This window comes from Mycolicibacter sinensis (assembly GCF_001667375.1).
GTDB lineage: Bacteria > Actinomycetota > Actinomycetes > Mycobacteriales > Mycobacteriaceae > Mycobacterium > Mycobacterium sinense_A.
This window is the reverse complement of sequence record NZ_LZIN01000096.1, coordinates 58,472-80,937: the sequence shown is the minus strand read 5'-3', so window position 1 is coordinate 80,937 and position 22,466 is coordinate 58,472. Positions and strand designations below refer to the sequence as shown.

Here is a 22,466-nt window from a genome sequence, read left to right as displayed (position 1 = left end):
CCGGGCCAGATCTCCCGCAGGCGAAGTTGGTCCTTCTTTAAGTTTTGGTCGGCCTGCGGATGGCCGTCGTGACTCGATGTTTCCTCACTGAGCCTGGGTCGAGGGAGAGCCGCGTGTACTCGTTTTCGACGCCCTTGTCGGAGCAGAATTCGGGGCCGTAGAACAGCACGACGTTCGCGCCCGGTCCTTGAGAGCTGGCGAACATGAGGCCGTCGACCCGGGCGGGGAACGCATATCTTAGGTATTCGGTGAAGACTTGGGTGGGTACGTAGTCGATGTGTTCGCGTCCGTCCAAGTCGATAGGCAGGGTGAGGTCGCAAATGAACTCTCGTAGGAACAGGATGGCGTAATAACGCTCCCGAAGGCTGGGGTCGAAGATACTCGGCAGTCCGGGCAGTTTGGTCAGGTCGATGAGCCGGATTTCCCGTGCGGGGGTGAATTCTCCGGTTACGGCGTGCCCGTACGAGCTGTGGGCTCCGATTTCCGCGATGGCGGTGTCGATGTCGGTTGAGCCGTAGAACATGCTGATACCCGCGGGACTCATCCGATTTGCCGTCGCGCGCTCTGGTGGTGGCGGGCCGAGTTCGGTAGCGGACGAGTACTTTTCGGTATCCGGTTCGGTGGGGGCCATTCGACCGCGGTACAGCGGTGGGCATGGACTGGGGTAGATCTCGGGTATCTCGGCGATAAGTCGGGACAGCTCGGCGAAAAACCCTGTTGCGGGCAGTGCCTCATCGTCTGGGTCGCTGATCATTGAGCCAAAGAAGAATCGGGTGGAGTGCTTTACCAGGGTCTTAAACGATTCCCAGCTGTGGTGCATGACGCGATCGGGAGATAGCCGTTGCCAGTCCTTGTCGACCCAGGCGGGCGTGGTGAAGGCGGCCGCGATGTCGGTTGTCAACGTGTCGCTGTCGCCTCGGCCAGCTGTGGCGTGGTCCATCGCCGTCCAAACCACCTCGTCGGAGTCGTAGACGGTAGTTATCCGCTTTCCCTCGGCGACCGGTACGCCGGAGTATTCGGCTGGTTCGTAGAGGAAGTGCACGCCGACCATGAATGCTTCGAGGAACGTGTCCAAGGGTGTCGCGACCGGGGATTCCTCGTCACCCCCAGTGGCGGGGCAGTAGCTGCATGAGGTTTCGGTGAGGTTGGCAGTGATCACCGCGTTGAGCACTGGGTCGCCGATGTGTGCTGGACACAGTGCCTGATCGGTCCACCAGTATCCGCGGCCGTCGGCGGCCATCGCCGCGTTCTTCGCCAAGCCCACTTTGCGCTACTCCGCCAATCTGTTTGGTAGTCAATTTTAGTCGACCGGAGCGGTGCGGTCGTCGATCTGAGCGTCAAGGGATTGGTGTTCGGTGGAAGGCCGGGTCTACCCAAGCAGCTGGGTTGTTGTATTCCGAAAAGCCCGAAAAGCCGGAAAAGCCGACAATCACCTTTCTGATACGAGACAACTTTCAAGAATTTCACCTGTGGATACACGGGGAGTGGGACGGGTCCGTGCGGACGTCTCGGAACTAAAGAATCGAGACGGCGTGTGCGACGCCAGAGAATCAGCGACTGTTGCCGTCCGGCCCGTCGGTGCCGTTTGCGCCGTTGGTTATGCCGTTGCCGCCGGTCCCACCAGTACCGCCCGCGCCGGGGATGCTGCCGTCGCCACCAGTGGCACCGTCGCCACCGGCAGCCCCGTTGTAGTAGAACGTGCCGTCGGTGCGTTCAGGCGAATTGCCACCGTCTCCACCGGGACCGCCGCGACCGCCAGCACCGGTCACGCCGTCTTCACCGGCACCGCCGCCGAACTTGCCGAAGCTGACACCAGCTGAGCCGCCGTCACCGCCGTCACCGCCGTCACCCCCGGCACCGCCAGCAGTCGGCGAACAGTCAACACATCCCAGGCCAGAGGCGGGCTCAGGACCGTCGTAGCCGGAACCGCCCGCTCCACCGACACCACCGAGACCGCCCTGGCCGCCATCTCCGGAACGACCGATGAGGGACCCTCCATTACCGCCGCTCCCACCTGTTCCGCCGTCACCGCCGGGTCCGCCTGGACCGCCTGAACCGTCGGAGAAAGACAAAGAACCATCGTTGTTGACGACCAGATTGCTACCAGTTCCGCGATAACCACCTTGGCCTGCTCCGCCGGTACCACCTTGGCCCCCAGCGCCGCCGTTGCCGAATATGCCAGCGTTACCGCCGATTCCGCCGGTGCCACCGAGATGGCTAAGTGTCTCAGCGTCCGTGCCGACCGTGTCGAAATATCCGGTCCCGCCCTGTCCTCCAGCGCCGCCGTCGCCGAACAACCAACCGCCGTTGCCGCCGTTGCCGCCGTCGGTGGCATCGAGGAGTTTGACGCCCGGACCACCGTTAATGACGGCGGGGACAAGCTGGGCGTCAAGACCTGCACCGCCCGCGCCGCCGTTGCCGAACATACCGGCGTTGCCGCCAATACCTGCCACACCGTTGTTGTCGGCGGCGGCCACACCGGTGCCTCCGTCACCGAAGAGGAATCCGCCGTCGTGCAGGTTGCCGAAGTTTCCGGGGCTGCCGAGGACCGAATGATTGATGCCGTCCCAGGTGCCGCCTGTGCTGAGCGGGTCGCCGATGGTAAGGCCGTCGCCGATCAATGTGCGGCCAAACAGATACACGGCCGGAGCATTGAGCGCTTCCAGGAACTGTGCATTGGCAGGGTCTTCGATGAAGGCTTCTACCTGAGTGTGAAGGTCGAGGTAGGAGTCGTGTAGTTGCCCAAGCCAATCGAGGTCAGAGGCACTCGCGGCACCCGGAATATCCACGAACGGCAGCCAGTCACCCGCTGCTGCTGTACCGGCTGCATCGCCCGGGTCGAATACGTCCAGGAGATCTGCGTGTGCTGCTGGAGGGCTCACCAGCGGCACCATCCCGAAGGCTAGAAGCCCACTCAGCGCGCCACTCACAGCGCACCGCATCGTGTACCCGCGTGAAGAGGGACTTTGTCCAGCGCCGCGGCGATTCCCCATGTACCTGCCCCTTGTTTGGCTGGAATCAAGTCCCAGTGACGGTAAAGTTAATTACAAGTGTCTGGGAAATTTATATCATTTCCCTCTGTAGATGCGAGTCGCGATTCCTTGCCGGACACCAGACCCCTCAGTCGTCGACGCTCGTCCTCGACGGCCTCCCGCTGTCTCTGCTCGGCGAGCGCTCCGAGGCACCGGAAATTCAGCATCGATCTTGGTTGCCTGGGGCTAGACATCCCCAGGCTCGACGCAGGCCGCGTGACATTGCGGACTCCCGCTCCTGCTCGTCGCGCCGCTGCTGATCTCTTGGCTCATCCCTACCTCGATCAGCCTGGTGACTGCGCTGCTAGCACGGTCGCCTTCGGTCACCCGAAGCGGCGGTATGTCGCCATGATCGATCGTGCGCAGTTCTGCATTCTTGGCCGCATAGTCGGCCCGCATTCGCATGACGGTCAACTTGTTGAGTTGTAGTCCAGGTACACGCTGTCACTGGCGATCTCGTTCCTATTCGATCGTCGGCAGTATTCTGAGCGACTACGGTCGCACCTACGTCGTCGATGGGTGGCGCATCGAATCCAACACCGACGGCACCAACTTTAGGAACGTCCGCACGGGTCACGGAATGTTCGTCAGCATTGAAAACGTCTACGGCTTCTGACGGGCGTGGGTCGCGTACTGCCGAACATCAGGTGTGGTTGCAACTGGTGGGATTCGAAGAAGCCGGAACACCCTGGGACTCCTCCGAGAATCGGCAAACTACGGATGCGACCTTGACGGTGGGCCCGGTAGCGCTCGTCGGCGAGCGCTCCGCAGTTTATGGTTTGGCATATGGAGTTCAGTAACTGGCTGTCGGTCGCGGCGCTGGCCTTATCGCTGATCTCAATCGCTTGGAATTTTGTGCTGACCTATCTTCGGTGGCCGCGACTGCTCGTTGACGTTGAGCACATGCAGATCTTTGATGTCTGCCTCGAAGGGCCATCCCCAGCGCAGCCTAGAAGCGATAGTGTCCAGGTGGTCGTTGTCAATCGTGGCGCAGAGGCTGCAACCATAAAGACGATCGGTCTGCACGATGGATCAGCTCGAAATTTCGTCCGTTCAGATGAAACCGGCCGTGCATTCAGCAATTCTGGGCTTGATCCGACAGCGCCAATACGTGTCGAAGGCCACGGGCATATTGCTTGGACATTTACGGACGACAAGCTCAGCAAGTTCACGCACTGGTCAGAGATCTACGCGTTTGTCGATGTCTACAAGTCGTTGAGGTTATGGCCGTGGTGGCCGCGTACGCACGTTCCGGACGTCCGCAGAATCGAAAGCAAGCGACGCGTGATACGTACCGGTGGGGTCGACCAACCGGCTTAGCGGATCGGGCGACGGCCCTACGGTCCCGAAGTCCGCCGCACCTAGGACCTGCACTTCTGAGCGGTTACGGGACGCAGTTCACGAAGTCCAGGAAGGCCGAGTCAGGGTATCGCTCAGTTCCTTGTCCATCCGCGTTGCCCAATAGGCCGTCACCGCGTCGTGGTCGTAGTGACGCTTGGCGTGGTTCCACAGAGACGTATAGGTGACGCGCTCCCATTGCGAGCTTACGAGATCACTCCGATGAACCTTGGCCAGGATGTCCTGGTAACCGATCCTGCCGCCGTCGGGGAGCGGCAATCCGTGCCAGTCAAGCAGGTCGTTGACCGCACGCCGCACCGCGGGATTTCTGCAGATGTGGCAGCGGGGTTCAACAATCTCCAGGGCCGCCCTGGTGACACGTATGCGATCACCCGCCAAGCCCGTCAACTGAGCCCCTGTTGTAGTTGCAACTATCAACTATCAACGAATCTTTCGTACTTAGTTGAACTTGGAGCCGCTCTCTCTCGGTCATCCCTGGGTGCTCGGCAGCAGCGGAACAGGCTCGTTGGTATAGGGCCAGAGTCCCCAATGATCACGCTCCGTGCGAGGCAGTGACTTTCTGACCTCGACGACACGCGCAGGCCATTGGTCCTCTTGGGGCTGTATCTGCATGATTACCTCCTTATATTTTCTGGGCCGTCGTCGCTTTCGAGTTGCGGGTGTACCCATGACCATCAGTCACCCACAGAGTCGCCAGGCCTGGTGGTTCATCCGCAACCCTCTGCATAGGCACCAAGCAGCCACAGACATACGGCGGTCAGAAGCATTCGCCCGCGTGATATGTCCAGCAGCGCGGGCAGAGTGGGGGCTCCGGGCGAGGCTGGTTCTTGGGCTTCGTGCCTGCCCGCGCTGTCGACTTCCGGCAACGTGAGTGCACAGGGATCTCGTAGTCGACAAGAAAGCGGACGTAGTCGCCGAGCGCGATGGCGTTGCCGCAGCGAGGGCACATACCGCGTCGCTCGGTGCGGAATGGTGCGCTGCATAGCGCCGAGGCCCGTCCGGCACCGATGACGGTCGGAGAGTGCCGGAGGTCGCGTGCGGCGGCGGCAAGTAGCGCCCGGCCAGAACGGGCCATCCGCTTCGGCATCAGAGATCCGCCAATTGACCGAATTTACTGCAAATAGCATCGTTCGAGACTTGACCATCATCGTCCTGGTCCGACGGCGAGGTGTGCCGCCGATCGGGAACAAACTCCTCAAAACGGTCCTGCTCGTCGGTCCGTTCAGCCGTAATCCATGCCTCGGGTTTTGAAGGAACAGTTGATGAGTCGCAGGTGGGTGCGGTCAGAACCGCGGCCATGATCTCGTAGGCGTGATCGAACTCTTGGCGCAGCCAGTAGGCGTCCTGATACCGGCTAACGTCGAGGTACTCCTGCACTCGGGGGGAGCCCAAGTTGTCTACCACCAGCTTGATCTGGTCGTAACTGCGGCGGTCCCGATCCAGCATTATGCGAAACGTCGTGCGGAAGTTGTTCCGCATGAAATCGTCCGGCTCCATAGTGCGGACGGCGCTAAAACGGGACACCAGTTCCTCGACCTTCGCTTTTAGGTTGGGCACGGAAGGCCGAGCAAGATTGTGGTTACCTGCCGATGCCACCAGCCCGTCCGGTTTATTTCCCATACGCATCTCCCGGATCTGGTCGTAGTTGTCGAAGACCTGCTTGAGTCGGGTGATCTTCCGGTCCTTGGGTCGGTATCGCCCTGTGGGATTGAACTCGTTGACAACGTCAAACGGCAGGACGCCATCGTGCTCCCCGAACAGCCAACGTAAGAGGTTGGTGATCTCGTCAAGGGGTGGAGGATTAGGCCTACCCAGTGCCACGGACGCCGTAGTAAACCATCCCAGCAGACGCCGATCGGGGTAAGACGCCAGAGGTTTCTTGCCCAGACGCTGACGGTTACAGTTTTCTCTAGCCAGGACAAGACGCTGGAATTCAACGACGAGCCAAGCAGCCGCGCGGTCGACCTGGAAAATGCTCAGCCTGCCGCCGAATCCAAGAGAAGCCAAAGGCATTGGGTTATCAGGCGATGGCCAAATCCGGACCAGCTCACTCTCGTGCTCCTTCTGGCTCTCCGAAGGCAGAACCTCTGGGAGAGGTGGGTGCACCTTGGCTGACCGCAGGTCAGCCGCAGTAATACCTGCACTAGATACTTCCTTCTCTCCAGTAGAAGAAGAATTATTGATACATACCAGGTGGTCACTGAGACCACCCATCGACAACACTGCTGATGCTGGGTCGTCTGTATGTCCACCCGGTTGTTCAATATGATCAAACGCCAGGATTCGGTATCTGTTGGCGCACTGCCGGTGGTCACGGAACTGATACTGACGCTGTATCAAGCCCGCATCGCATAGGGCCGTGATCGACCGCCGAACTGACTTCTCACTGAGACTGGTCTCTGCTGCGATTCGCCGGTGGACGACCTGGATGACGCCGTTGGCCGAGTGGTGGGTCAGGAATTCGAAGACAGCCTGGGTAGCGAGGCCGAACTTTTGCCGCAACGTCATGCTCATCTCGTACGAAAGCATCAGTGGACCTCCGCCGCCACGTATCGATTCCGCGTGCTTCGTCCGTCTTGGTCGACCTCGCGGTAGACCCTCAACAGCCCGGCCCTCTCCAACTCATGAATCGACCTGCGCACCGTGCTTTCACTGACGCCGATCATTGCCGCAATCGTGTTGACCTTCGGCCGGGTATCGGCCCACTCGTGCCAGAACATCGCGGTGTACGTCAGAACCGCCGAAGGCCGGACGCGACCGAAAAGCCACCTGGGCCAACCAGGAAAGTGGATGAATTCGTCCTCGACGTCCGCACACCAGGAGTCGGCAGTCTCGTAATCAAGAGCCATTGGTCGACTCCCCGCAGGCGGACACCTGACCGCGGTGATGGTCAGCGACTTGGCACGGCGCATTGAACCGATCTGCGAATTGCAGTTCTGTGTTGGGATGCGCGTCCGCATGGTCCTGCGGTGTTAACATATTATTGTCCTTTGCAATCCTTTCGATCGCCTCGGTGTTCCTGCACTGAGGCGATCGTCTTTCTACGGGTCGGGATCGTGATCCGTTGCGCGGCCCGTGCTTACCCGCCTTCGCTTCGCATCGAGCGCCGCCGCACTGGCTGTCGTTGGACTATTCGACGATCGTCTTGCCGCGTGGTTGTGGGATATTCCTGCGCAGGAGCCTCATACCGAGCCCACTCGACGATCGCGCGGTGCAGCACCCTCAGTTCGCGCCGTCCGAGACTGAATGGCCCGAACTCGATCCGAAAACCACCCGCCGCGTTATGCGCCAAGCGCAGGGGCAGTGTGCGGTAGGAGTCATCCTCGGGAAAGTACGGCGCGATTGCGCCAAATTCTTTGACTACTTGCCGGGATAGCTCCCGATTTTCCTCGGCGCGTGGATGATCCATAACGGGGAAGCACCACGGCATCCGAAGATGGCCAGCGATACGCCTCAGGGCAGCAGCCTCATCTGGGTCCTCGACCTGCTTTGCTTGTGCTTCGAGCCGATCAGCCTCGGCCAGATCCTCGTCGGGCACCTTGATGTCGCTCGCCATTTCGACTTCACCCAGGTTCTCCCCTTCAAAGCAGTTTTGCATCCAAGTATCGAAATCGCGGCGCTTGATCAGATAGGCACCAGTGGCTCCCGGGAGCTTGTGGGCCTGCAGAGAACCGGTCTTGATTGCATGCCTGATGGTGCGCGCCGGACGACCGGACTCGACTGATGCCTGCGTGACCGAGAGAGGAGGCGTCACCCAAAGTCGCTTTGCAGTCATTGCGCGCCCCCAGCTGGCTCGCCACCATCGGTGTCAGTGTGGGCGCACACCAGAGGCTCCGCGTTCCGAGCCTGATAGGTCGCCTGTACGTTTCGCCGGTGGCGCCGCCCCACGAAGGCGCGGCCAACCTCATTGACAGAACCCTGCGCGTCGCCCTCCTGATCAGCGATCCAGGTCAGCACCTCCGTCTTTCGCCATACCCGGCGACGCCCGATGCGAAATGATGGCGGCCCCGAACGGATGTGGGCCCAGTACCTCCAAGTAGAGGCGGGGATAGTCGTGAGTTGCTCCAGGTCATGAGCATTCATGTACTCGGCATGCGAGTTGGCAGCTTCTTCGTGTCCCACGTCGCGATTTCCTTTGATCGGTTCGACACCCGATAATCGGGATGCTGCCATCGTGACTCGCGCCTGCCGTCTTTGTCAACCTGTATGAGGTATATTTCCGATTATGGAATCGCGGTCGCCTGTCGAGAACCGGTTCAGGGAAAGGGTCAGCCACGAGCGCAAGCTCCACGGCTGGTCACAGGCTGAGCTAGCAAAGATGCTGACAGCCAAGGGCATTCGAGGCGTTTATGCCACAACGGTCGCGAAGATTGAAAGCGGCGAACGGGCAGTCAGGATCAACGAAGCTGCCGCCCTGGCAGACCTGTTTTCCACCACGACCGACGCGCTTCTAGGACGCTTGGACCCCGACGAGAACAGCCTTACGTTCGCAATGATGAACACATACACGTACGCAGAATCAGCCCGCCAACAGACCGTCACCGCCGACGAGACCACCGCCACGCTCGAAGAGATCCTTGAAGACGCCAAGGATCGTTTTGCGTCTCCAGAGATCGAACATTTGCTGGAGCTTTCGCGCGACGCCGCCCGCCATCTAAAAAAGGCCCGTCAGAGCTTTGAACAGGTCAGCTCTGGAGCTACCGATGTGATCGTCGCGAAGGGGGAGGCCGCCCGCACACGAGAGGACGGGTCGCAGGGATGAGACGTAATCGCCGGGCCGGTGTCGAGGACCGGTGGACAAGAACCGTCCGGAACTCCGACGGAACGATCGTGACTGTACCGAGTGCCAACCATGGCAAAGGCAGTCGGTGGCGTGCACGGTATGTCGATGACTTGGGGCGCGAACACGCTAAGGCGTTCGGCCGCAAGACTGACGCACAGTCTTGGCTGAACCAGCAGGTCTCGGACCAGGTTACTGGAAGGTGGACCGATCCTGACCTGTCCGGTGTGACCTTTGGAACGATGGCCGAACGTTGGGTCGCTACAAAGGCTAATCGTGCGGCAAAAACGGTCGCAGGCTACCGGTCGCTGCTGGAGACCGTGGTGCTGCCGCGTTGGGAGGCTGTCGCGCTGCGCGACATTAGGTTCGACGATCTCCAGGTATGGACCACAGGCTTATCCGTTAACGGGTCCGTACGGTTCGAGGGCAAGGGTTTAAGCGCATCCCGGGTACGCCAGGCCCACCAACTCGTGGGTGCTGTGCTGCGGTTCGCAGTGAAAGCCAAGCACCTAGCGGCCAATCCGGCCGAGGGGATCGACCTGCCCGACATCCCGGAGAGCGAGCAGCGGTACTTGACCCACGAACAGCTACACCGGGTGGCAGTAGCCTCGGGTCGCCTGCGGACCATGGTTCTGGTGCTCGGCTACTGCGGTCTGCGATTCGGCGAGGCATCGGCACTCACCGTGTCCGACATTGACCTTGAAACCAGTCGGATACGGGTCGCACGGTCGGTGACTTACGTCCGGAAGACAGGCCTCGTGGAAGGACCGACTAAGGGAAAGCAATCCCGCATGGTGCCGGTCCCCGCGTTCTTGATTGCGCTGCTCAAGACAGAGGTCGACGAACGCGAGCCAGATGCCCTGGTGTTCCCGTCGTCCCTCAGCGGGGAGTGGCTCACGCTGGGGCAGGCTCGCTACGCCTTCCAAAAGGCAACTGCCGTGGTCGAGGGCTGCCAAGGGGTGCGGTTGCATGACTTGCGTCATACCTGCGCCAGTCTGGCGATCAAATCAGGCGCAAACATCAAGGTGGTGCAGAGGCTCCTGGGCCACAAATCAGCGGTGTTGACACTCGACCGCTACGGACACCTGTTCCCGGACGATCTAGACGCCATTGCGCTCGCATTCGACGCCGCCACGCGAACTACTGCGGACGCACTGCGGACGAACCTGCCTCTGAATACAATCAGGCCCCCTCGAAAGGGGGCCTGACCTGGGTGGCAGGTGCAGGATTCGAACCTGCGTAGGCTTGCGCCGACGGATTTACAGTCCGCTCCCATTGGCCGCTCGGGCAACCTGCCGTATCGCGCCTAGCAGACTACAACGAGGATGTACTCCGAACACAAACGGGCAGCACATCATCAAGAGAGGACAGATCGCGTGGCCGACTCATCGTTCGACATCGTCAGTAAGGTCGACCGTCAGGAGGTCGACAACGCCTTGAACCAGGCCGCCAAGGAGCTGGCCACCCGGTTCGACTTCCGTGGCACCGACACCACCATCGCCTGGAAGGGCGAGGAGAACATCGAGCTGGTCAGCTCCACCGAGGAGCGCGTCAAGGCCGCCGTCGACGTGTTCAAGGAGAAGCTGATCCGCCGCGACATCTCGATGAAGGCGTTCGACGCCGGCGAACCGCAGGCCTCGGGCAAGACCTACAAGGTCAGTGGCGGCCTCAAGCAAGGCATCGACAGCGAGCACGCCAAGAAGATCAACAAGCTGATCCGCGACGAGGGTCCCAAAGGTGTCAAGACCCAGGTCCAGGGCGACGAGATCCGGGTGTCGTCGAAGAAGCGCGACGACCTGCAGGCGGTCATCTCGCTGCTGAAGGGCGCCGACCTCGACCTGGCGCTGCAGTTCGTCAACTACCGGTAGCCCAAAGCTTGGCCCGCCGCCGACCCGATGCCTACGCTGGTGGGCGTGAGCACCGAAGATGTCGTCGACGTGGTAATCATCGGAGCGGGCATCTCCGGTATCGGCGCGGCCTACCGCATCACCGAACGCAACCCCGGCACCCGCTACGTCATCCTGGAGCGGCGCGAGCGCATCGGCGGCACGTGGGATCTGTTCCGCTACCCGGGAGTGCGCTCCGACAGCAGCATCTTCACGCTGTGCCTGCCGTACGAGCCGTGGACGGGCCGCGAACGGGTGGCCGACGGTGACGAGATCCGCGACTACCTGACCGATGCCGCACGCAAGCGCGGCATCGACTCCCACATACGGTTCAACAACCACGTCGTCGACGCCGACTGGGATTCGGCGACCGACACCTGGACGGTGACCGCCGATGAGGGCGGCACGCAACGGGTGTACCGCGGCCGGTTCGTGTTCTTCGGGTCGGGCTACTACAACTACGACGACGGCTACACCCCGGACTTCCCCGGCGTCGAGACGTTCACCGGAACGGTGGTGCACCCGCAGCACTGGCCCGAGGACCTGGACTACACCGGCAAGAAGATGGTGGTGATCGGCAGCGGCGCCACGGCGATGTCGCTGGTTCCGGCGCTGACCGAGCGGGCCGGCCACGTGACCCTGCTGCAGCGCACCCCCACCTACCTGATCTCGGCGTCCAAATACAGTCGTTTCACCGATGCCGTCGCAAAGCTGTTGCCGCGCAAGCTGGCTCACCCGATTATCCGGTTCACCATGGCCCTGTTCGAGGGTGTGGTCTGGTTCCTGGCCCGCAAGACGCCGGCGGTCCTGAAGTGGATGCTGCGCCGGACGGCCGTGCAGAACCTGCCGCCGGGCTACGACGTCGACACCCACTTCAAGCCGCCGTACCAGCCGTGGGACCAGCGACTGTGCCTGATACCCGACGCCGACCTCTACGGCGAGATCAGCGCCGGCCGCGTCGACATGGTCACCGACCGGATCGATCACTTCGACGCCACCGGCATCGCGCTGCAGTCCGGGACACACCTGGACGCCGATATCGTCGTGACCGCCACCGGCCTGCAGCTGCAAGCACTCGGCGGGGTGCGGATCAGCCTGGACGGCACCGAGGTCAAGCCCACCGATCGCTTCGTCTACAAGGCGCACATGCTCGAAGGCATACCCAACCTGTTCTGGTGCGTTGGCTACACCAACGCCTCCTGGACGCTGCGTGCCGACATGACGGCCCGGGCTACCGCAAAGCTGATGTCGCACATGGCCGCTCGCGGGTACACCCACGCCTACCCGCACCGTGGCGACGAGCCGCTCACCGAGAAGCCGGCCTGGGATATTCAGGCCGGCTACGTGCTGCGGGCACTGCACGCGCTGCCCAAGTCCGGCACCAAGCGGCCCTGGAACGTGCGGCAGAACTACTTCGCGGACGCGCTGGACTACCGCTTCGACCGGATCGAGGAGTCGATGGTGTTCGGCCGGGCCGGCGAGCCGATACCGCTGGCCGGGTAGGACCGACTTCGTCAACTGCCGGTATGACGGCAGCGACGGCAATACGCTGACGAACATGGCAGCTGCTACTCGTACACCCAGAGTCGTCGTGCTCGGCGGCGGATCATTCGGCACCACGGTGGCGTCGATCTGCTCGCGGCGCGCCCCGACGCTGCAATGGGTGCGATCGGAATCGACCGCCGCCGACATCAACGACAACCAGCGCAATAGCCGCTACCTGGGCGACGACGTAGTGCTCAGCGAAACCCTGCGGGCCACCACCGATTTCGCCGAGGCCGCCCGGAGCGCCGACGTCGTGGTGATGGCCGTGCCGTCGCACGGGTTCCGTGGCGTGCTCACCGAGCTCGCCAACGAGCTACGGCCGTGGGTGCCGGTGGTGTCCCTGGTCAAAGGCCTGGAGCAGGGCACCAACATGCGGATGTCGCAGATCGTCGACGAGGTGCTGCCCGGGCATCCGGCCGGCATCCTGGCCGGGCCGAACATCGCCCGCGAAGTCGCCGAGGGTTATGCGGCCGCGGCGGTGCTGGCGATGCCCGACCAGCATCTGGCGGCCCAGTTGGCCCTGCTTTTTCGCACCAAGCGGTTCCGGGTCTACACCAGCGACGACGTGACCGGGGTCGAGATGGCCGGGGCGCTCAAGAACGTCTACGCGATTGCGGTGGGGATGGGTTACTCGCTGGGGATCGGCGAGAACACCCGGGCCATGGTGATGTCGCGTTCGGTGCGGGAGATGTCCAAGCTGGGCGAAGCGATGGGCGGCGCCCGCGACACTTTCGCCGGCTTGGCCGGCATGGGCGATCTGATCGTCACCTGCACCAGCCAGCGCAGCCGCAACCGGTTCGTCGGCGAACAGCTGGGGACGGGCAAGTCGATCGACGAGATCATCGCGTCGATGAACCAGGTCGCCGAGGGCGTGCGGGCCGCCAGCGTGATCATGAAGTTCGCCGCGCAGTACGGGCTGAACATGCCGATTGCCCGCGAGGTCGACGGCGTGATCAACCACGGCTCGACCGTCGAGCAGGCCTACCGTGGGCTGATCGCCGAGGCGCCCGGGCACGAGGTGGAGGGCAGCGGGTTCTGAACCCGGGGCGCTGCCGTCACAGGCGTCACTTTGGCACCCCCAGAGGAGGGGTGTGATGAGTTCAAATCGGATAGCGCCGGCGGTATCACCAGTCCAGCAGGCTGCTCGGCGGGCGGTCGGCGAGCTTCTGGACCACCCACTGATTCATCGACACGTTCTGGTCAGCGGCCTCGACGGCGAGCCGCGCATGCAGCGCCGGTGATGTCCGGACCAGGAAGTTGCCGCTGAACTTCCGCTCGGTGATCGGAGCAGGTACGTCGTCGCCTTCCCGCTCGGCCAGGTGTTCGTCGACAGCCTTCTCGACGCCGGCGATGGCATCGCGCAGGGTCGGTGCCCAATGCTTCAGGAACGGCAGTTCGAGGCAGCGCCCGACGTACTCGTCGTGCTCACGCGACCATTCGGCCCGGTAGGTGTAATGGTTCATGGCCGGTAGTAGCGCATGCGCTATCCGATTCGAGAAGACGTCTATCCCCAGGGGCGGGTGCGGAAGTGACGGGTGGGGAAGCCGGGGCCAAAGTGGCGTGGGCGGCAGGCGGCTGGGGAGAACTATCCCCGGGCCATCTCCTCGAGCCGGCGAATCCGCTCGGCCATCGGCGGGTGGGTGGAGAACAGCTGCCCGACCTTCTCCCCGACGCGGAACGGGTTGGCGATCATCAGATGCGACTGGCTGGCCAGCTCCGGCTCGGGCGGCAGCGGGGCGGCCTGCACCCCGTCGGAGATCTTGCGCAGCGCCGACGCCAGCGCCAGCGGGTCACCCGTCAGCACCGCACCGGACTGGTCGGCCTGATACTCCCGCGACCGCGACACCGCCAGCCGCACCACCGACGCCGCCAGCGGCCCCACCAACGCGACCAGCAGCATCGCCAGCGGATTGCCGTCGCGGCGGTTGCCCATGAACATCGCCATGTTGGCCAACCCGGTGATCACTGACGCCAGGGCGCCGGCCACGCAGGAGATCAAGATGTCGCGGTTGTAGACGTGCGACAGTTCGTGGCCCAACACCGCGCGCAGCTCGCGCTCGTTGAGCAGCCGCAGGATCCCGCTGGTGCAGCACACCGCCGCGTGGCGGGGGCTGCGGCCGGTGGCAAATGCGTTGGGGGCGTTGGTGTCGCTGACATACAACCGGGGCATCGGCTGGTGGGCCGAGGTGGCCAGCTCGCGCACGATCCGGTAGATCTCCGGCGCCTGAACCTCGGTGACCGGCTGGGCCCGCATCGCCCGCAGCGCCAACTTGTCGCTGTTGAAGTAGGTGTAGGCGTTCATCGCCACGGCGAACAGCACCGCGACCCACATCATCCCGGGCCCGAATGCTCGACCGACCAGGACGATCAGCCCCGACATGGCGAGCAACAAGAAAAATGTCTTCGCCGTGTTGCGATGCGGGTGCCAGGTCATCGACTTCCTCCTTCAACCGCGGTCTTGCTCATTCAACGCCGCGGGCACAACGGGGGTTCCGCATGGTGATCAGCCGTGGCGGTGGATGGTGTAGTCGACCAGTCCGGCCAGCGCCGCCCGGCCGACGCCGTCGGGCAGCGCGGCCAGCTCGGCACGGGCCTGCGCGGCGTAGTCGGCCACCGTCTCCTTCGCCCGCGCCATGCCCGGCGACGCGCGCAGCAGCCCCAACGCCTCGGCCAGCGCCGCGTCGTCGGTGACCGGGCCGGACAGCAGCACCCGCAGCCGCTCGGCGTCCGCGCCGCTGTCCTGCAGCGCGTAGAGCACCGGCAGGGTGTGCACCCCTTCGCGCAGATCGGTGCCGGGCAGTTTGCCGGACTCTTCGGGGTCGGAATCGATATCGATGATGTCGTCGGAGATCTGGAACGCGGTGCCCACGATGCCGCCGAGGCGGGCCAGCCGCTCGATCTGATCGTCGTCGGCGCCGGAGAACGTCGCACCGAACCGACCGGACGCCGAGATCAGACAGGCCGTCTTCTCGTAGACCACCTTCAGGTAGTGCTCGATAGAGTCCACCCCGTCGGCGGCACCGCGGGTCTCGCGCATCTGGCCGGTCACCAGCTGGGCGAAGGTCTCGGCAATGATCCGCACCGCCTCCGGTCCCAGCCGCGACACCAACCGCGACGCCGTCGCGAACAGGTAGTCCCCGGCCAGGATCGCGATGTTGTTGCCCCATCGCGCGTTGGCGCTGGGCGCTCCGCGGCGGATCTGCGCCTCGTCCATCACGTCGTCGTGGTACAGCGTGGCCAGGTGCACCAGCTCGATCACCGCTCCGGCCACCGTCACCTGCCAGGCGTCGGGCTCCGGGCCGAGCTGTGCGGACAGCACCGTGAACAACGGACGGAAGCGCTTGCCCCCGGCGTCGAACAGGTGGGTGACGGCTTCGGTCATCAGCGCGTCGCCGCCGCGCAACTCGGTGTCCATCAGCTCTTCGATGCGGGCCACCCCGTCGCGGACATTGCCCGCGAACGCCGGGTCGCCCAAGCCCCCGAAATCCAGCCCCGCCACCACACTCGCCGGTGTCCTCACGGCTCCAACATACTGGTCAGTGTGAGTTCGCAGGGTGATGTGGTGGTGGTCGGGGCTGGACCGGCGGGGTCGGCGGCGCCCGCCTGGGCCGCCCGGGCGGGTCGCGACGTGCTGGTGATCGACAGGGCCGCCTTCCCGCGGGACAAACCCTGCGGCGACGGGCTGACCCCGCGCGCCGTCGAGCAGCTCGAGTTGTTGGGGCTCGGCGAGTGGCTCGACAGCCACATCCGGCACCGCGGCCTGCGGATGGCCGGCTTCGGCGGCGAGGTGCAGGTGGACTGGCCCGGCCCGTCGTTCCCGTCGACCGGCAGCGCCGCGCCGCGCACCGAACTCGACGAACGGATCCGCAAGGTCGCCGAGGAGTCCGGGGCCCGGATGCGGTTGGGCGTCAAGGCCGTCGGCGTCCATCACGACTCGTCGGGACGGGTGCGTGCGGTGGCGCTCGCCGACGGCACCGAGGTCGCCTGCCGGCAGCTGATCGTCGCCGACGGCGCCCGCTCCACGCTGGGCCGGGCACTGGGCCGCCAATGGCATCAGGAGACGGTGTACGGGGTGGCCGCCCGCGGATATCTGGCCTCACCGCGCAGCGACGAACCGTGGCTGACCTCGCACCTGGAACTGCGCTCGCCCGACGGTGCGGTGCTGCCGGGTTACGGGTGGATCTTCCCGCTGGGCAATGGCGAGGTGAACATCGGCGTCGGCGCGCTGGCCACCGTCAAGCGGCCCGCCGACGTGGCGCTGCGGCCGTTGATGTCCTACTACGCCGACCTGCGCCGCGACGAATGGGGTTTCGAGGGTCCGGTGCGGGCCCCGGCTAGCGCGCTGCTGCCGATGGGCGGCGCAGTCTCCGGGGTGGCCGGGCCGAACTGGATGCTGATCGGCGACGCCGCGGCCTGCGTCAACCCGCTCAACGGCGAAGGCATCGACTACGGCCTGGAGACCGGACTGCTGGCCGCCGAGATGTTGGACTGCGGCGACCTCACCCACGCCTGGCCGGAGTTGCTGGCCGCCCGCTACGCCCGCGGGTTCTCGGTGGCGCGCCGGCTGGCGCTGCTGCTGACGTTCCCGAAGTTCCTGCCGGCCACCGGCCCGGTGGCGATGCGCTCGACGACGCTGATGCGGGTGGCGGTGCGGGTGATGGCCAATCTGGTCACCGACGACGACGCCGACCTGGTGGCGCGGGCCTGGCGGGGCGGAGGGCGGCTATCGCGGCTGATCGACCGTCGGCCTCCGTTCGCTTAGCCGGTCCCCGGTGGTATCAACGCCGTTGACATATATCAGCCTGATTGATATACCGGGGCAATGAGCGATTCATTAGATCTTGAGTTCGACGCCGCCTACCGTGGCGAATCCGAGCAAATGGGCGGCTTGGGCGCCAAGCCACCGTGGAGCATCGGGGAACCCCAACCCGAGCTGGCCACCCTGATCGCCGAAGGCAAGTTTCACGGCGACATCCTCGACGTCGGCTGCGGCGAGGCCGCCATCTCGCTGTATCTGGCCGAACGGGGCCACACCACGGTGGGTCTCGACATGTCGCCCACCGCCATCGACCTGGCCCGCGCCGAGGCCGCCAAACGCGGCCTGACCAACGCCACCTTCGAGGTCGCCGACATCAGCGCGTTCACCGGTTATGACGGCCGGTTCGGCACCATCGTCGACAGCACGCTGTTCCACTCCATCCCGGTGGAGGCCCGCGAGGGTTACCAGCAGTCGATCGTGCGCGCCGCCGCGCCGGGAGCGTCGTACTTCGTCCTGGTCTTCGACAAGGCCGCGATCCCGGAGGGCCCGCCGTTCGCGGTGACCGAGGATGAACTGCGCGAGGTGGTGTCGAAGTACTGGGTGATCGACGAGATCAAGCCGGCCCGGTTGCACGCGGTGTTCCCCGACGACTTCCCCGGCTTCGGCGGCGTGCCGCTGCGCGACGAGGCAGGCGGCCGCAAATCGGCTGCGGGTTGGCTGCTCTCGGCGCACCTGGGCTGAGATCGCCATGAGCACTGCGAGTCTCCCCGGCTGGCTCAAGCCGATGAACAAGGTCATGATGACGATCCAGAAGCTCGGCATCACCGCGGGACCCGTCAGCGTGTTGACGGTGCCCGGCCGCAAGTCAGGCCAACCCCGCAGTACGCCGATGACGCCGTTCACAGTCAATGGCAGCGTGCACGGTGTGGCGTTTCCCGGTGCCGACTGGGCGAGCAATGCCCGCGCCGCGCGGGTGGGAACGTTGACCCGTGGGCGCAGATCGCGAACCGTGCAGATCGTGGAACTGCCCGCCGACGAGGCGCGGCCGGTGCTGCGGGCATTTCACTCCGAGGTGCCGGTCGGGGTGGGGTTCATGAAGCGCACCGGCCTGGCACCGCACGGCACCCCTGAGGAGATCGAAGCGCTCGCCGGCCGCTGCGCCGTCTTCCGGTTCGACCCGGTGGCGGACTGATCGCCGTCAGGCCAAGGGCTTGCGGGCCGAGTGCAGGGCGACGATGCCGCCGGTGAGGTTGCGCCAGCTCACGTCCGACCAGCCCGCCGCGCCGATCCGCTCGGCCAACGCGGCCTGGTCGGGCCAGGCCCGGATCGACTCGGCCAGATAGACGTAGGCCTCCGGATTAGACGACACCGCCCGGGCCACCGCCGGCAGCGCCCGCATCAGGTACTCCTTGTAGGCGGTGGCGAACACCGGGACGGTCGGGGTGGAAAACTCGCAAACCACCAGTCGCCCACCGGGTTTGGTCACCCGGGCCATCTCCCGCAGCCCCGCGGTATGGTCGACGACGTTGCGCAGCCCAAAGCTGATCGTCACCGCGTCGAACACGCCGTCGTCGAACGGCAGCTTGGTGGCATCGCCGGCCACCTTGGGCACGTCTCGTTTGTGGCCCGCGGCCAGCATGCCGACCGAGAAATCCGCGGCCACGCACCACGCGCCCGACTTCGCCAGTTCGACGGTGGACACCGCAGTCCCGGCGGCCAGGTCCAGCACCTTCTCCCCGGGCTGCAGTCCCAGTGCTTTCCGCGTCGCTCGCCGCCAGGAACGGTCGCGGCCCAGCGACATCACGGTGTTGGTCACGTCGTAGCGGCGCGCGACACCGTCGAACATCGATGCCACCGCGTGGGGGTCTTTGTCCAGGCTCGCGCGGCTCACGGTGTCGACGCTACCCGCCTCCGATAGGGTGGGTGGAATGCGGTCTTGGCTGGGCACATTGGCGGCACTGGTGACGTTCGGCGCGGCGTTGGCGGCTCCCGCGGCGGCAGACCCCAGCGGTTCAGCGAGCCTCGACGGAGGAGAGGCGAAGCTGGGACCGGCGCATGGACCCGGTGTGCCGGGCACCGCCCTGTCCCCCGACCACTTCGGCGTGCTCGCCGGCTCGGCCGACGCCCCGGTACAGCTGGAGATCTTCTGCGACCCGCAATGCTCGGAGTGTGCGAAGTTCGAGGCGGCCTCCGGGGACGCCCTGGGCCGGCACCTGGCCGCCGGGGACGTCACGGTCACCTACCGCTGGATGACGTTTCTGGATGCCCGCCGCGACAACGACACCTCCGCCCGCGTCGGCAACGCGCTGATGGCCGCCGCCGATCCGGTCACCCCGGCAGCGTCCTACCAGACGTTCGTCAACGAGCTGTACCGCAAGGGCGCGACGCCGAATCTCGAGGACATCGCGACCACCGCACGGGAGAGCGGCCTGCCCGCCCACGTGGTGGACAGGATCGCCGAGGGTCAGCCGGCCGTCGAGCCGACGTCGATGAACGCCTTCAACCGGGTACAGCTGCTGGCGGCCAACCCGGAGAGCCCCGGCACCCCAACGGTTTACGATCTTGCCACCCGAACTGTTGTCGACACCGATGATGCCGGCTGGCTGGACCGGCTGGTGCAGGAGCGCTAGCGGCGCTTCGGCTCGCAGGCGATGCCGTCGCCGTCGCGGTCGAGTTCCGAGCGATACCCTGGCTCACCCTGGTAGATGGGCGCCGCTCCTGCGTCACGGGCGGCGGCGCAGTTCTTGTAGTAGGGCTCTGCCACAGCGGTTGGAGCGGTTGCAACGCCGACTCCGAAAGCGAGTGCACCGATGAGGGACACGGTACGTCGATTCGTGGAAGGACTCCTCGTCGTTGAGGGCCGTCGCTTGCTGGCAACCGAACGGCAGGAAATCCACGGCAGGCTAGCAGGTGGCCAACCCTGCGTCAGCTACTGGTTCCCGCCCAGCGCCGTTCGACGACGGCCAATCCCGCCAGCGCCGCGGCGCCGACCAGCAAGGCGATCACCACGATCGAGCCGGCCGGGATGATCGCCAGTACCGCGGTGCGGTGCTGTACCCGCACCAGGTCCGGGTCGGCCTTGTCGTATTCGACGTAAATGCGCATCCCGGTTGCCAATTCGGAGGGATAGAGCACCCCGAGCTCGGGGCGGTAGGTGATTCGCTCCGGGGTGACGAACTCGATGGTGGAGCGCCGAAAGCCCGCGTTGAGGACTTCGGCCTCGGCTACCCCCATGTCACCTTCGATGGCGATGTCGTTGCGCCAGGCCCCGGCCACCAACAGCAGCGACTGCAGCGTCACCACGACGACCATGATCAGCACACCGGTTCGGGCCCAGCGCAGCACACGTCCGGCCGTGCTATCCGGCGCGACGGCACCCGTACCGTGAATCAGTTTGCGCAACATCGCTTTCAACGACGTACAGCGTGGCAATCTCACAGGGCGGCCTTGATCGCGGCGTGCAGTGCGCGGAGAGAGGACCGGTCGGCCTTGACCTCGAGCACCCGCATGCCGCCGGCGGGTTCGGCGAGCGCGGCGGGCAGCGCGTCGACCTCGATCTGCCGGGACTCGACGTGATAAGCGCGGCACAGCGCGCCGACGTCGACGTCGTGCGGGGTGCCGAAGATCCGCGACGACACGTCGGCGAACCGCGGGTCGCCCTGCTCGAGCAGCTCGAAGATGCCGCCGCCGTTGTCGTTGGACACCACGATGGTCAGCTGGCGCGGGGCGGGCTCGGTGGGCCCGATCAGCAGCCCGGAGCTGTCGTGCACAAACGTCAGATCCCCGATCAGGGCGATGGTGCGGCCGGGGTCGGACCCGCCTTGTGCTCGTTCGAAGGCCAGCGCGGCACCGATCGCGGTGGAAACGGTGCCGTCGATGCCGGCGACCCCGCGGTTGGACCGCACGGCAATGTCACGGACCCCCACGGAGCTTCCCAGCCCCACCAGCGCGGCGTCCCGCACCGGGTTGGAAGCGCCCAGCACCAGCTGATCGCCGGGGCGGAGCGCGTCGGCGACGGCCGCGGCCACGTGCAGGCCGGTGGTGAGCGGGTGCGCCGCCAGCTGCTCGCGCACCGCGGCGTTGGTGCTGCGGTTCAGCTCGGCGCAGCGGTGCAGCCAGGCCGCATCCGGTGACCCCGAGGTGACGGCGCGGGTGCCGGTGGCCTGCGAGTTTCCCGACACGTCAGGCCAGCGCGGCCCGGTGGTCAGTGCGAACACCGGCACCGCCGGGTCGGCCAGCAGCGCCGATACCGGGCGGTGCAGAGTCGGCCGGCCGGCCATGATGACCTGCTGTGGGCGCAGCAGCGGCAACGCCAGCGGGTGCAGCGGGTTCTTCGGCACCGGGGCGGTGGGTTCGGCGACCGTGGGCAGCGCCGCCAGGTTCGGGTGCACACCGGCGCCGTGCCCGGCGATCACCACGGTGTCCGGGGTCAGGTCGATGTCGAGGGGCTGATCGAAGCTGACCGGCGGGGTGTAGGTCCACGGTCGGCCGCCCGGACGGCCCGGCGTCAATGCACCGGCGTCATCGGCCTCCGGCACCAGCGGCTCACGCAGCGGAATGTCGAACTGCACGGGGCCGGCGTTGGCGGTGCGGGACCCGTTGGCGGCCACCAATACTCGGCACACTGCTGAGCGCCAGGTGGCATTGAGGGCGTCCATCCGCTCAGGAGCATCCTCGGCCAGGCCCAGGCTGATGGTGGCACGCACCTGAGTGCCGAAGTAGCCGAGCTGCTCCATGGTCTGGTTGGCGCCGGTGCCGAGCAGCTCATAGGGCCGGTTGGCGGACAGCACGATCAGCGGCACCCGCGCGTAGTTGGCCTCCACCACCGCAGGCCCGAGGTTGGCCACCGCGGTGCCTGAGGTCATCGCCACGCACACCGGCGCGCCGGCACTCACTGCCAACCCGATCGCCAGATACCCCGCGGTGCGTTCGTCGATGCGCACGTGCAGGCGCAGCCGGCCGGCCCGGTCGGCGTCGTGCAGCGCGAACGCCAGCGGTGCGTTGCGCGACCCCGGGCACAGCACCACGTCGCGGACGCCGCCGCGAATCAGCTCGTCGACGACGATGCGGGCCTGTGCCGTCGAAGGGTTGGTCATTGGTATGAG

The 22,466-nt window shown here is 65.2% G+C and carries 25 protein-coding genes and 1 tRNA gene; 11 read left to right on the top strand and 15 right to left on the bottom strand.

The genetic code is table 11. From position 1 onward, the window contains the following. Positions 1-37: 37 nt before the first annotated feature. The 3 genes from A5771_RS19585 to A5771_RS23500 all read right to left on the bottom strand — a co-directional run bounded on the left by A5771_RS19585 (position 38) and on the right by A5771_RS23500 (position 1,999). Positions 38-1,264 carry an RES domain-containing protein gene (locus A5771_RS19585; RefSeq protein ID WP_064856851.1) on the bottom strand — a complete coding sequence of 409 codons (1,227 nt, stop codon included), beginning with the start codon at positions 1,262-1,264 and terminating at the stop codon, positions 38-40. A 286-nt stretch (positions 1,265-1,550) separates the two neighbouring features. Next, entirely contained in the window at positions 1,551-1,769 is a 219-nt protein-coding gene (locus A5771_RS23505; RefSeq protein ID WP_064924582.1) for a hypothetical protein, read from the bottom strand. Further along, the gene (locus tag A5771_RS23500; RefSeq protein ID WP_165606163.1) at positions 1,766-1,999 is read right to left on the bottom strand and encodes a hypothetical protein; all 234 of its coding nucleotides are present in this window, start codon (positions 1,997-1,999) and stop codon (positions 1,766-1,768) included. The genes A5771_RS23505 and A5771_RS23500 overlap by 4 nt, the downstream gene beginning before the upstream one ends. A 148-nt stretch (positions 2,000-2,147) precedes the next feature. Here A5771_RS23500 and A5771_RS24485 point away from each other — a divergent pair, with 148 nt between their 5' ends. After that, entirely contained in the window at positions 2,148-2,738 is a 591-nt protein-coding gene (locus A5771_RS24485) for a hypothetical protein (protein ID WP_131808953.1), read from the top strand. A gap of 1,080 nt (positions 2,739-3,818) precedes the next feature. Next, entirely contained in the window at positions 3,819-4,352 is a 534-nt protein-coding gene (locus A5771_RS23170) for a hypothetical protein (protein WP_131808948.1), read from the top strand. 78 nt (positions 4,353-4,430) lie between these two features. On the opposite strand, the gene A5771_RS19575 is transcribed toward A5771_RS23170, so the two are convergent. The 4 genes from A5771_RS19575 to A5771_RS23160 form a co-directional block, all read right to left on the bottom strand. Further along, a complete protein-coding gene (locus A5771_RS19575) occupies positions 4,431-4,688 on the bottom strand; it encodes a hypothetical protein (RefSeq protein WP_064856849.1) in 258 nt (85 codons plus the stop codon). A gap of 789 nt (positions 4,689-5,477) precedes the next feature. Continuing rightward, positions 5,478-6,920: a hypothetical protein gene (locus A5771_RS23165; RefSeq protein ID WP_131808946.1), complete on the bottom strand. Its 1,443-nt coding sequence runs from the start codon at positions 6,918-6,920 to the stop codon at positions 5,478-5,480. After that, complete coding sequence (locus A5771_RS19565; protein ID WP_064856847.1) at positions 6,920-7,240, bottom strand: helix-turn-helix domain-containing protein; 321 nt, start codon at positions 7,238-7,240, stop codon at positions 6,920-6,922. Before A5771_RS19565 ends, A5771_RS23165 begins: the two co-directional genes overlap by 1 nt. A gap of 230 nt (positions 7,241-7,470) precedes the next feature. Further along, the gene (locus A5771_RS23160; RefSeq protein ID WP_131808944.1) at positions 7,471-8,166 is read right to left on the bottom strand and encodes a hypothetical protein; all 696 of its coding nucleotides are present in this window, start codon (positions 8,164-8,166) and stop codon (positions 7,471-7,473) included. A 450-nt stretch (positions 8,167-8,616) separates the two neighbouring features. Here A5771_RS23160 and A5771_RS19555 point away from each other — a divergent pair, with 450 nt between their 5' ends. Together A5771_RS19555 and A5771_RS19550 are read left to right on the top strand one after the other, a co-directional pair. Then, positions 8,617-9,153 (top strand): helix-turn-helix domain-containing protein, encoded by a 537-nt coding sequence (locus tag A5771_RS19555; protein ID WP_064856845.1) that lies wholly within the window; start codon positions 8,617-8,619, stop codon positions 9,151-9,153. A 68-nt stretch (positions 9,154-9,221) separates the two neighbouring features. Next, on the top strand, positions 9,222-10,379 hold the full coding sequence (locus A5771_RS19550) for a tyrosine-type recombinase/integrase (RefSeq protein WP_234783129.1): 1,158 nt from the start codon (positions 9,222-9,224) through the stop codon (positions 10,377-10,379). A gap of 6 nt (positions 10,380-10,385) precedes the next feature. On the opposite strand, the gene A5771_RS19545 is transcribed toward A5771_RS19550, so the two are convergent. After that, a tRNA-Tyr gene (locus tag A5771_RS19545) sits at positions 10,386-10,468 on the bottom strand. Positions 10,469-10,547: 79 nt separating this feature from the next. Between A5771_RS19545 and A5771_RS19540 the strand changes: the two genes are divergently transcribed. From A5771_RS19540 to A5771_RS19530, 3 genes are read left to right on the top strand one after another with little or no spacing between them, the layout of a single operon-like run. Beyond that, positions 10,548-11,039 carry a YajQ family cyclic di-GMP-binding protein gene (locus A5771_RS19540; RefSeq protein ID WP_064856844.1) on the top strand — a complete coding sequence of 164 codons (492 nt, stop codon included), beginning with the start codon at positions 10,548-10,550 and terminating at the stop codon, positions 11,037-11,039. Between the two features lie 27 nt (positions 11,040-11,066). Continuing rightward, a complete protein-coding gene (locus A5771_RS19535) occupies positions 11,067-12,560 on the top strand; it encodes a flavin-containing monooxygenase (protein WP_064856843.1) in 1,494 nt (497 codons plus the stop codon). Positions 12,561-12,615: 55 nt separating this feature from the next. Next, positions 12,616-13,641 (top strand): NAD(P)H-dependent glycerol-3-phosphate dehydrogenase, encoded by a 1,026-nt coding sequence (locus tag A5771_RS19530; RefSeq protein WP_064856842.1) that lies wholly within the window; start codon positions 12,616-12,618, stop codon positions 13,639-13,641. A gap of 85 nt (positions 13,642-13,726) precedes the next feature. Here the strand turns inward: A5771_RS19530 and A5771_RS19525 are convergent, their stop codons facing one another. From A5771_RS19525 to grcC1, 3 genes are all read right to left on the bottom strand, one after another. Then, on the bottom strand, positions 13,727-14,065 hold the full coding sequence (locus tag A5771_RS19525; protein WP_064856841.1) for a type II toxin-antitoxin system HicB family antitoxin: 339 nt from the start codon (positions 14,063-14,065) through the stop codon (positions 13,727-13,729). A 122-nt stretch (positions 14,066-14,187) separates the two neighbouring features. Then, positions 14,188-15,036 carry a zinc metalloprotease HtpX gene (gene htpX, locus A5771_RS19520; RefSeq protein ID WP_064856840.1) on the bottom strand — a complete coding sequence of 283 codons (849 nt, stop codon included), beginning with the start codon at positions 15,034-15,036 and terminating at the stop codon, positions 14,188-14,190. Positions 15,037-15,105: 69 nt separating this feature from the next. Further along, positions 15,106-16,122, bottom strand: a complete 1,017-nt coding sequence (gene grcC1 / locus A5771_RS19515) for a nonaprenyl/(2E,6E)-farnesyl/geranylgeranyl diphosphat synthase (RefSeq protein ID WP_082947336.1) — start codon at positions 16,120-16,122, stop codon at positions 15,106-15,108. 21 nt (positions 16,123-16,143) lie between these two features. On the opposite strand from grcC1, the gene menJ reads away from it, so the two are divergent. Genes menJ through A5771_RS19500 form a run of 3 tightly spaced genes read left to right on the top strand, consistent with a single transcriptional unit; the run spans position 16,144 to position 18,553 of the window. Continuing rightward, complete coding sequence (gene menJ, locus A5771_RS19510) at positions 16,144-17,364, top strand: menaquinone reductase (RefSeq protein WP_109401221.1); 1,221 nt, start codon at positions 16,144-16,146, stop codon at positions 17,362-17,364. A gap of 60 nt (positions 17,365-17,424) precedes the next feature. Continuing rightward, complete coding sequence (locus A5771_RS19505; protein ID WP_064856839.1) at positions 17,425-18,102, top strand: class I SAM-dependent methyltransferase; 678 nt, start codon at positions 17,425-17,427, stop codon at positions 18,100-18,102. A 7-nt stretch (positions 18,103-18,109) separates the two neighbouring features. After that, complete coding sequence (locus A5771_RS19500; protein WP_064856838.1) at positions 18,110-18,553, top strand: nitroreductase/quinone reductase family protein; 444 nt, start codon at positions 18,110-18,112, stop codon at positions 18,551-18,553. Positions 18,554-18,559: 6 nt separating this feature from the next. On the opposite strand, the gene A5771_RS19495 is transcribed toward A5771_RS19500, so the two are convergent. Further along, on the bottom strand, positions 18,560-19,252 hold the full coding sequence (locus A5771_RS19495; protein WP_064856837.1) for a demethylmenaquinone methyltransferase: 693 nt from the start codon (positions 19,250-19,252) through the stop codon (positions 18,560-18,562). Positions 19,253-19,289: 37 nt separating this feature from the next. Between A5771_RS19495 and A5771_RS19490 the strand changes: the two genes are divergently transcribed. Continuing rightward, on the top strand, positions 19,290-19,991 hold the full coding sequence (locus A5771_RS19490) for a DsbA family protein (RefSeq protein WP_082947335.1): 702 nt from the start codon (positions 19,290-19,292) through the stop codon (positions 19,989-19,991). Here the strand turns inward: A5771_RS19490 and A5771_RS22245 are convergent. The 3 genes from A5771_RS22245 to menD all read right to left on the bottom strand — a co-directional run bounded on the left by A5771_RS22245 (position 19,988) and on the right by menD (position 22,457). Beyond that, positions 19,988-20,125, bottom strand: a complete 138-nt coding sequence (locus tag A5771_RS22245) for an excalibur calcium-binding domain-containing protein (RefSeq protein ID WP_234783127.1) — start codon at positions 20,123-20,125, stop codon at positions 19,988-19,990. The genes A5771_RS19490 and A5771_RS22245 overlap by 4 nt on opposite strands. Positions 20,126-20,286: 161 nt before the next feature. Further along, positions 20,287-20,766: a DUF3592 domain-containing protein gene (locus A5771_RS19480; protein WP_064856836.1), complete on the bottom strand. Its 480-nt coding sequence runs from the start codon at positions 20,764-20,766 to the stop codon at positions 20,287-20,289. Between the two features lie 29 nt (positions 20,767-20,795). After that, the gene (gene menD / locus A5771_RS19475) at positions 20,796-22,457 is read right to left on the bottom strand and encodes a 2-succinyl-5-enolpyruvyl-6-hydroxy-3-cyclohexene-1-carboxylic-acid synthase (protein ID WP_064856835.1); all 1,662 of its coding nucleotides are present in this window, start codon (positions 22,455-22,457) and stop codon (positions 20,796-20,798) included. Positions 22,458-22,466: the final 9 nt, after the last annotated feature.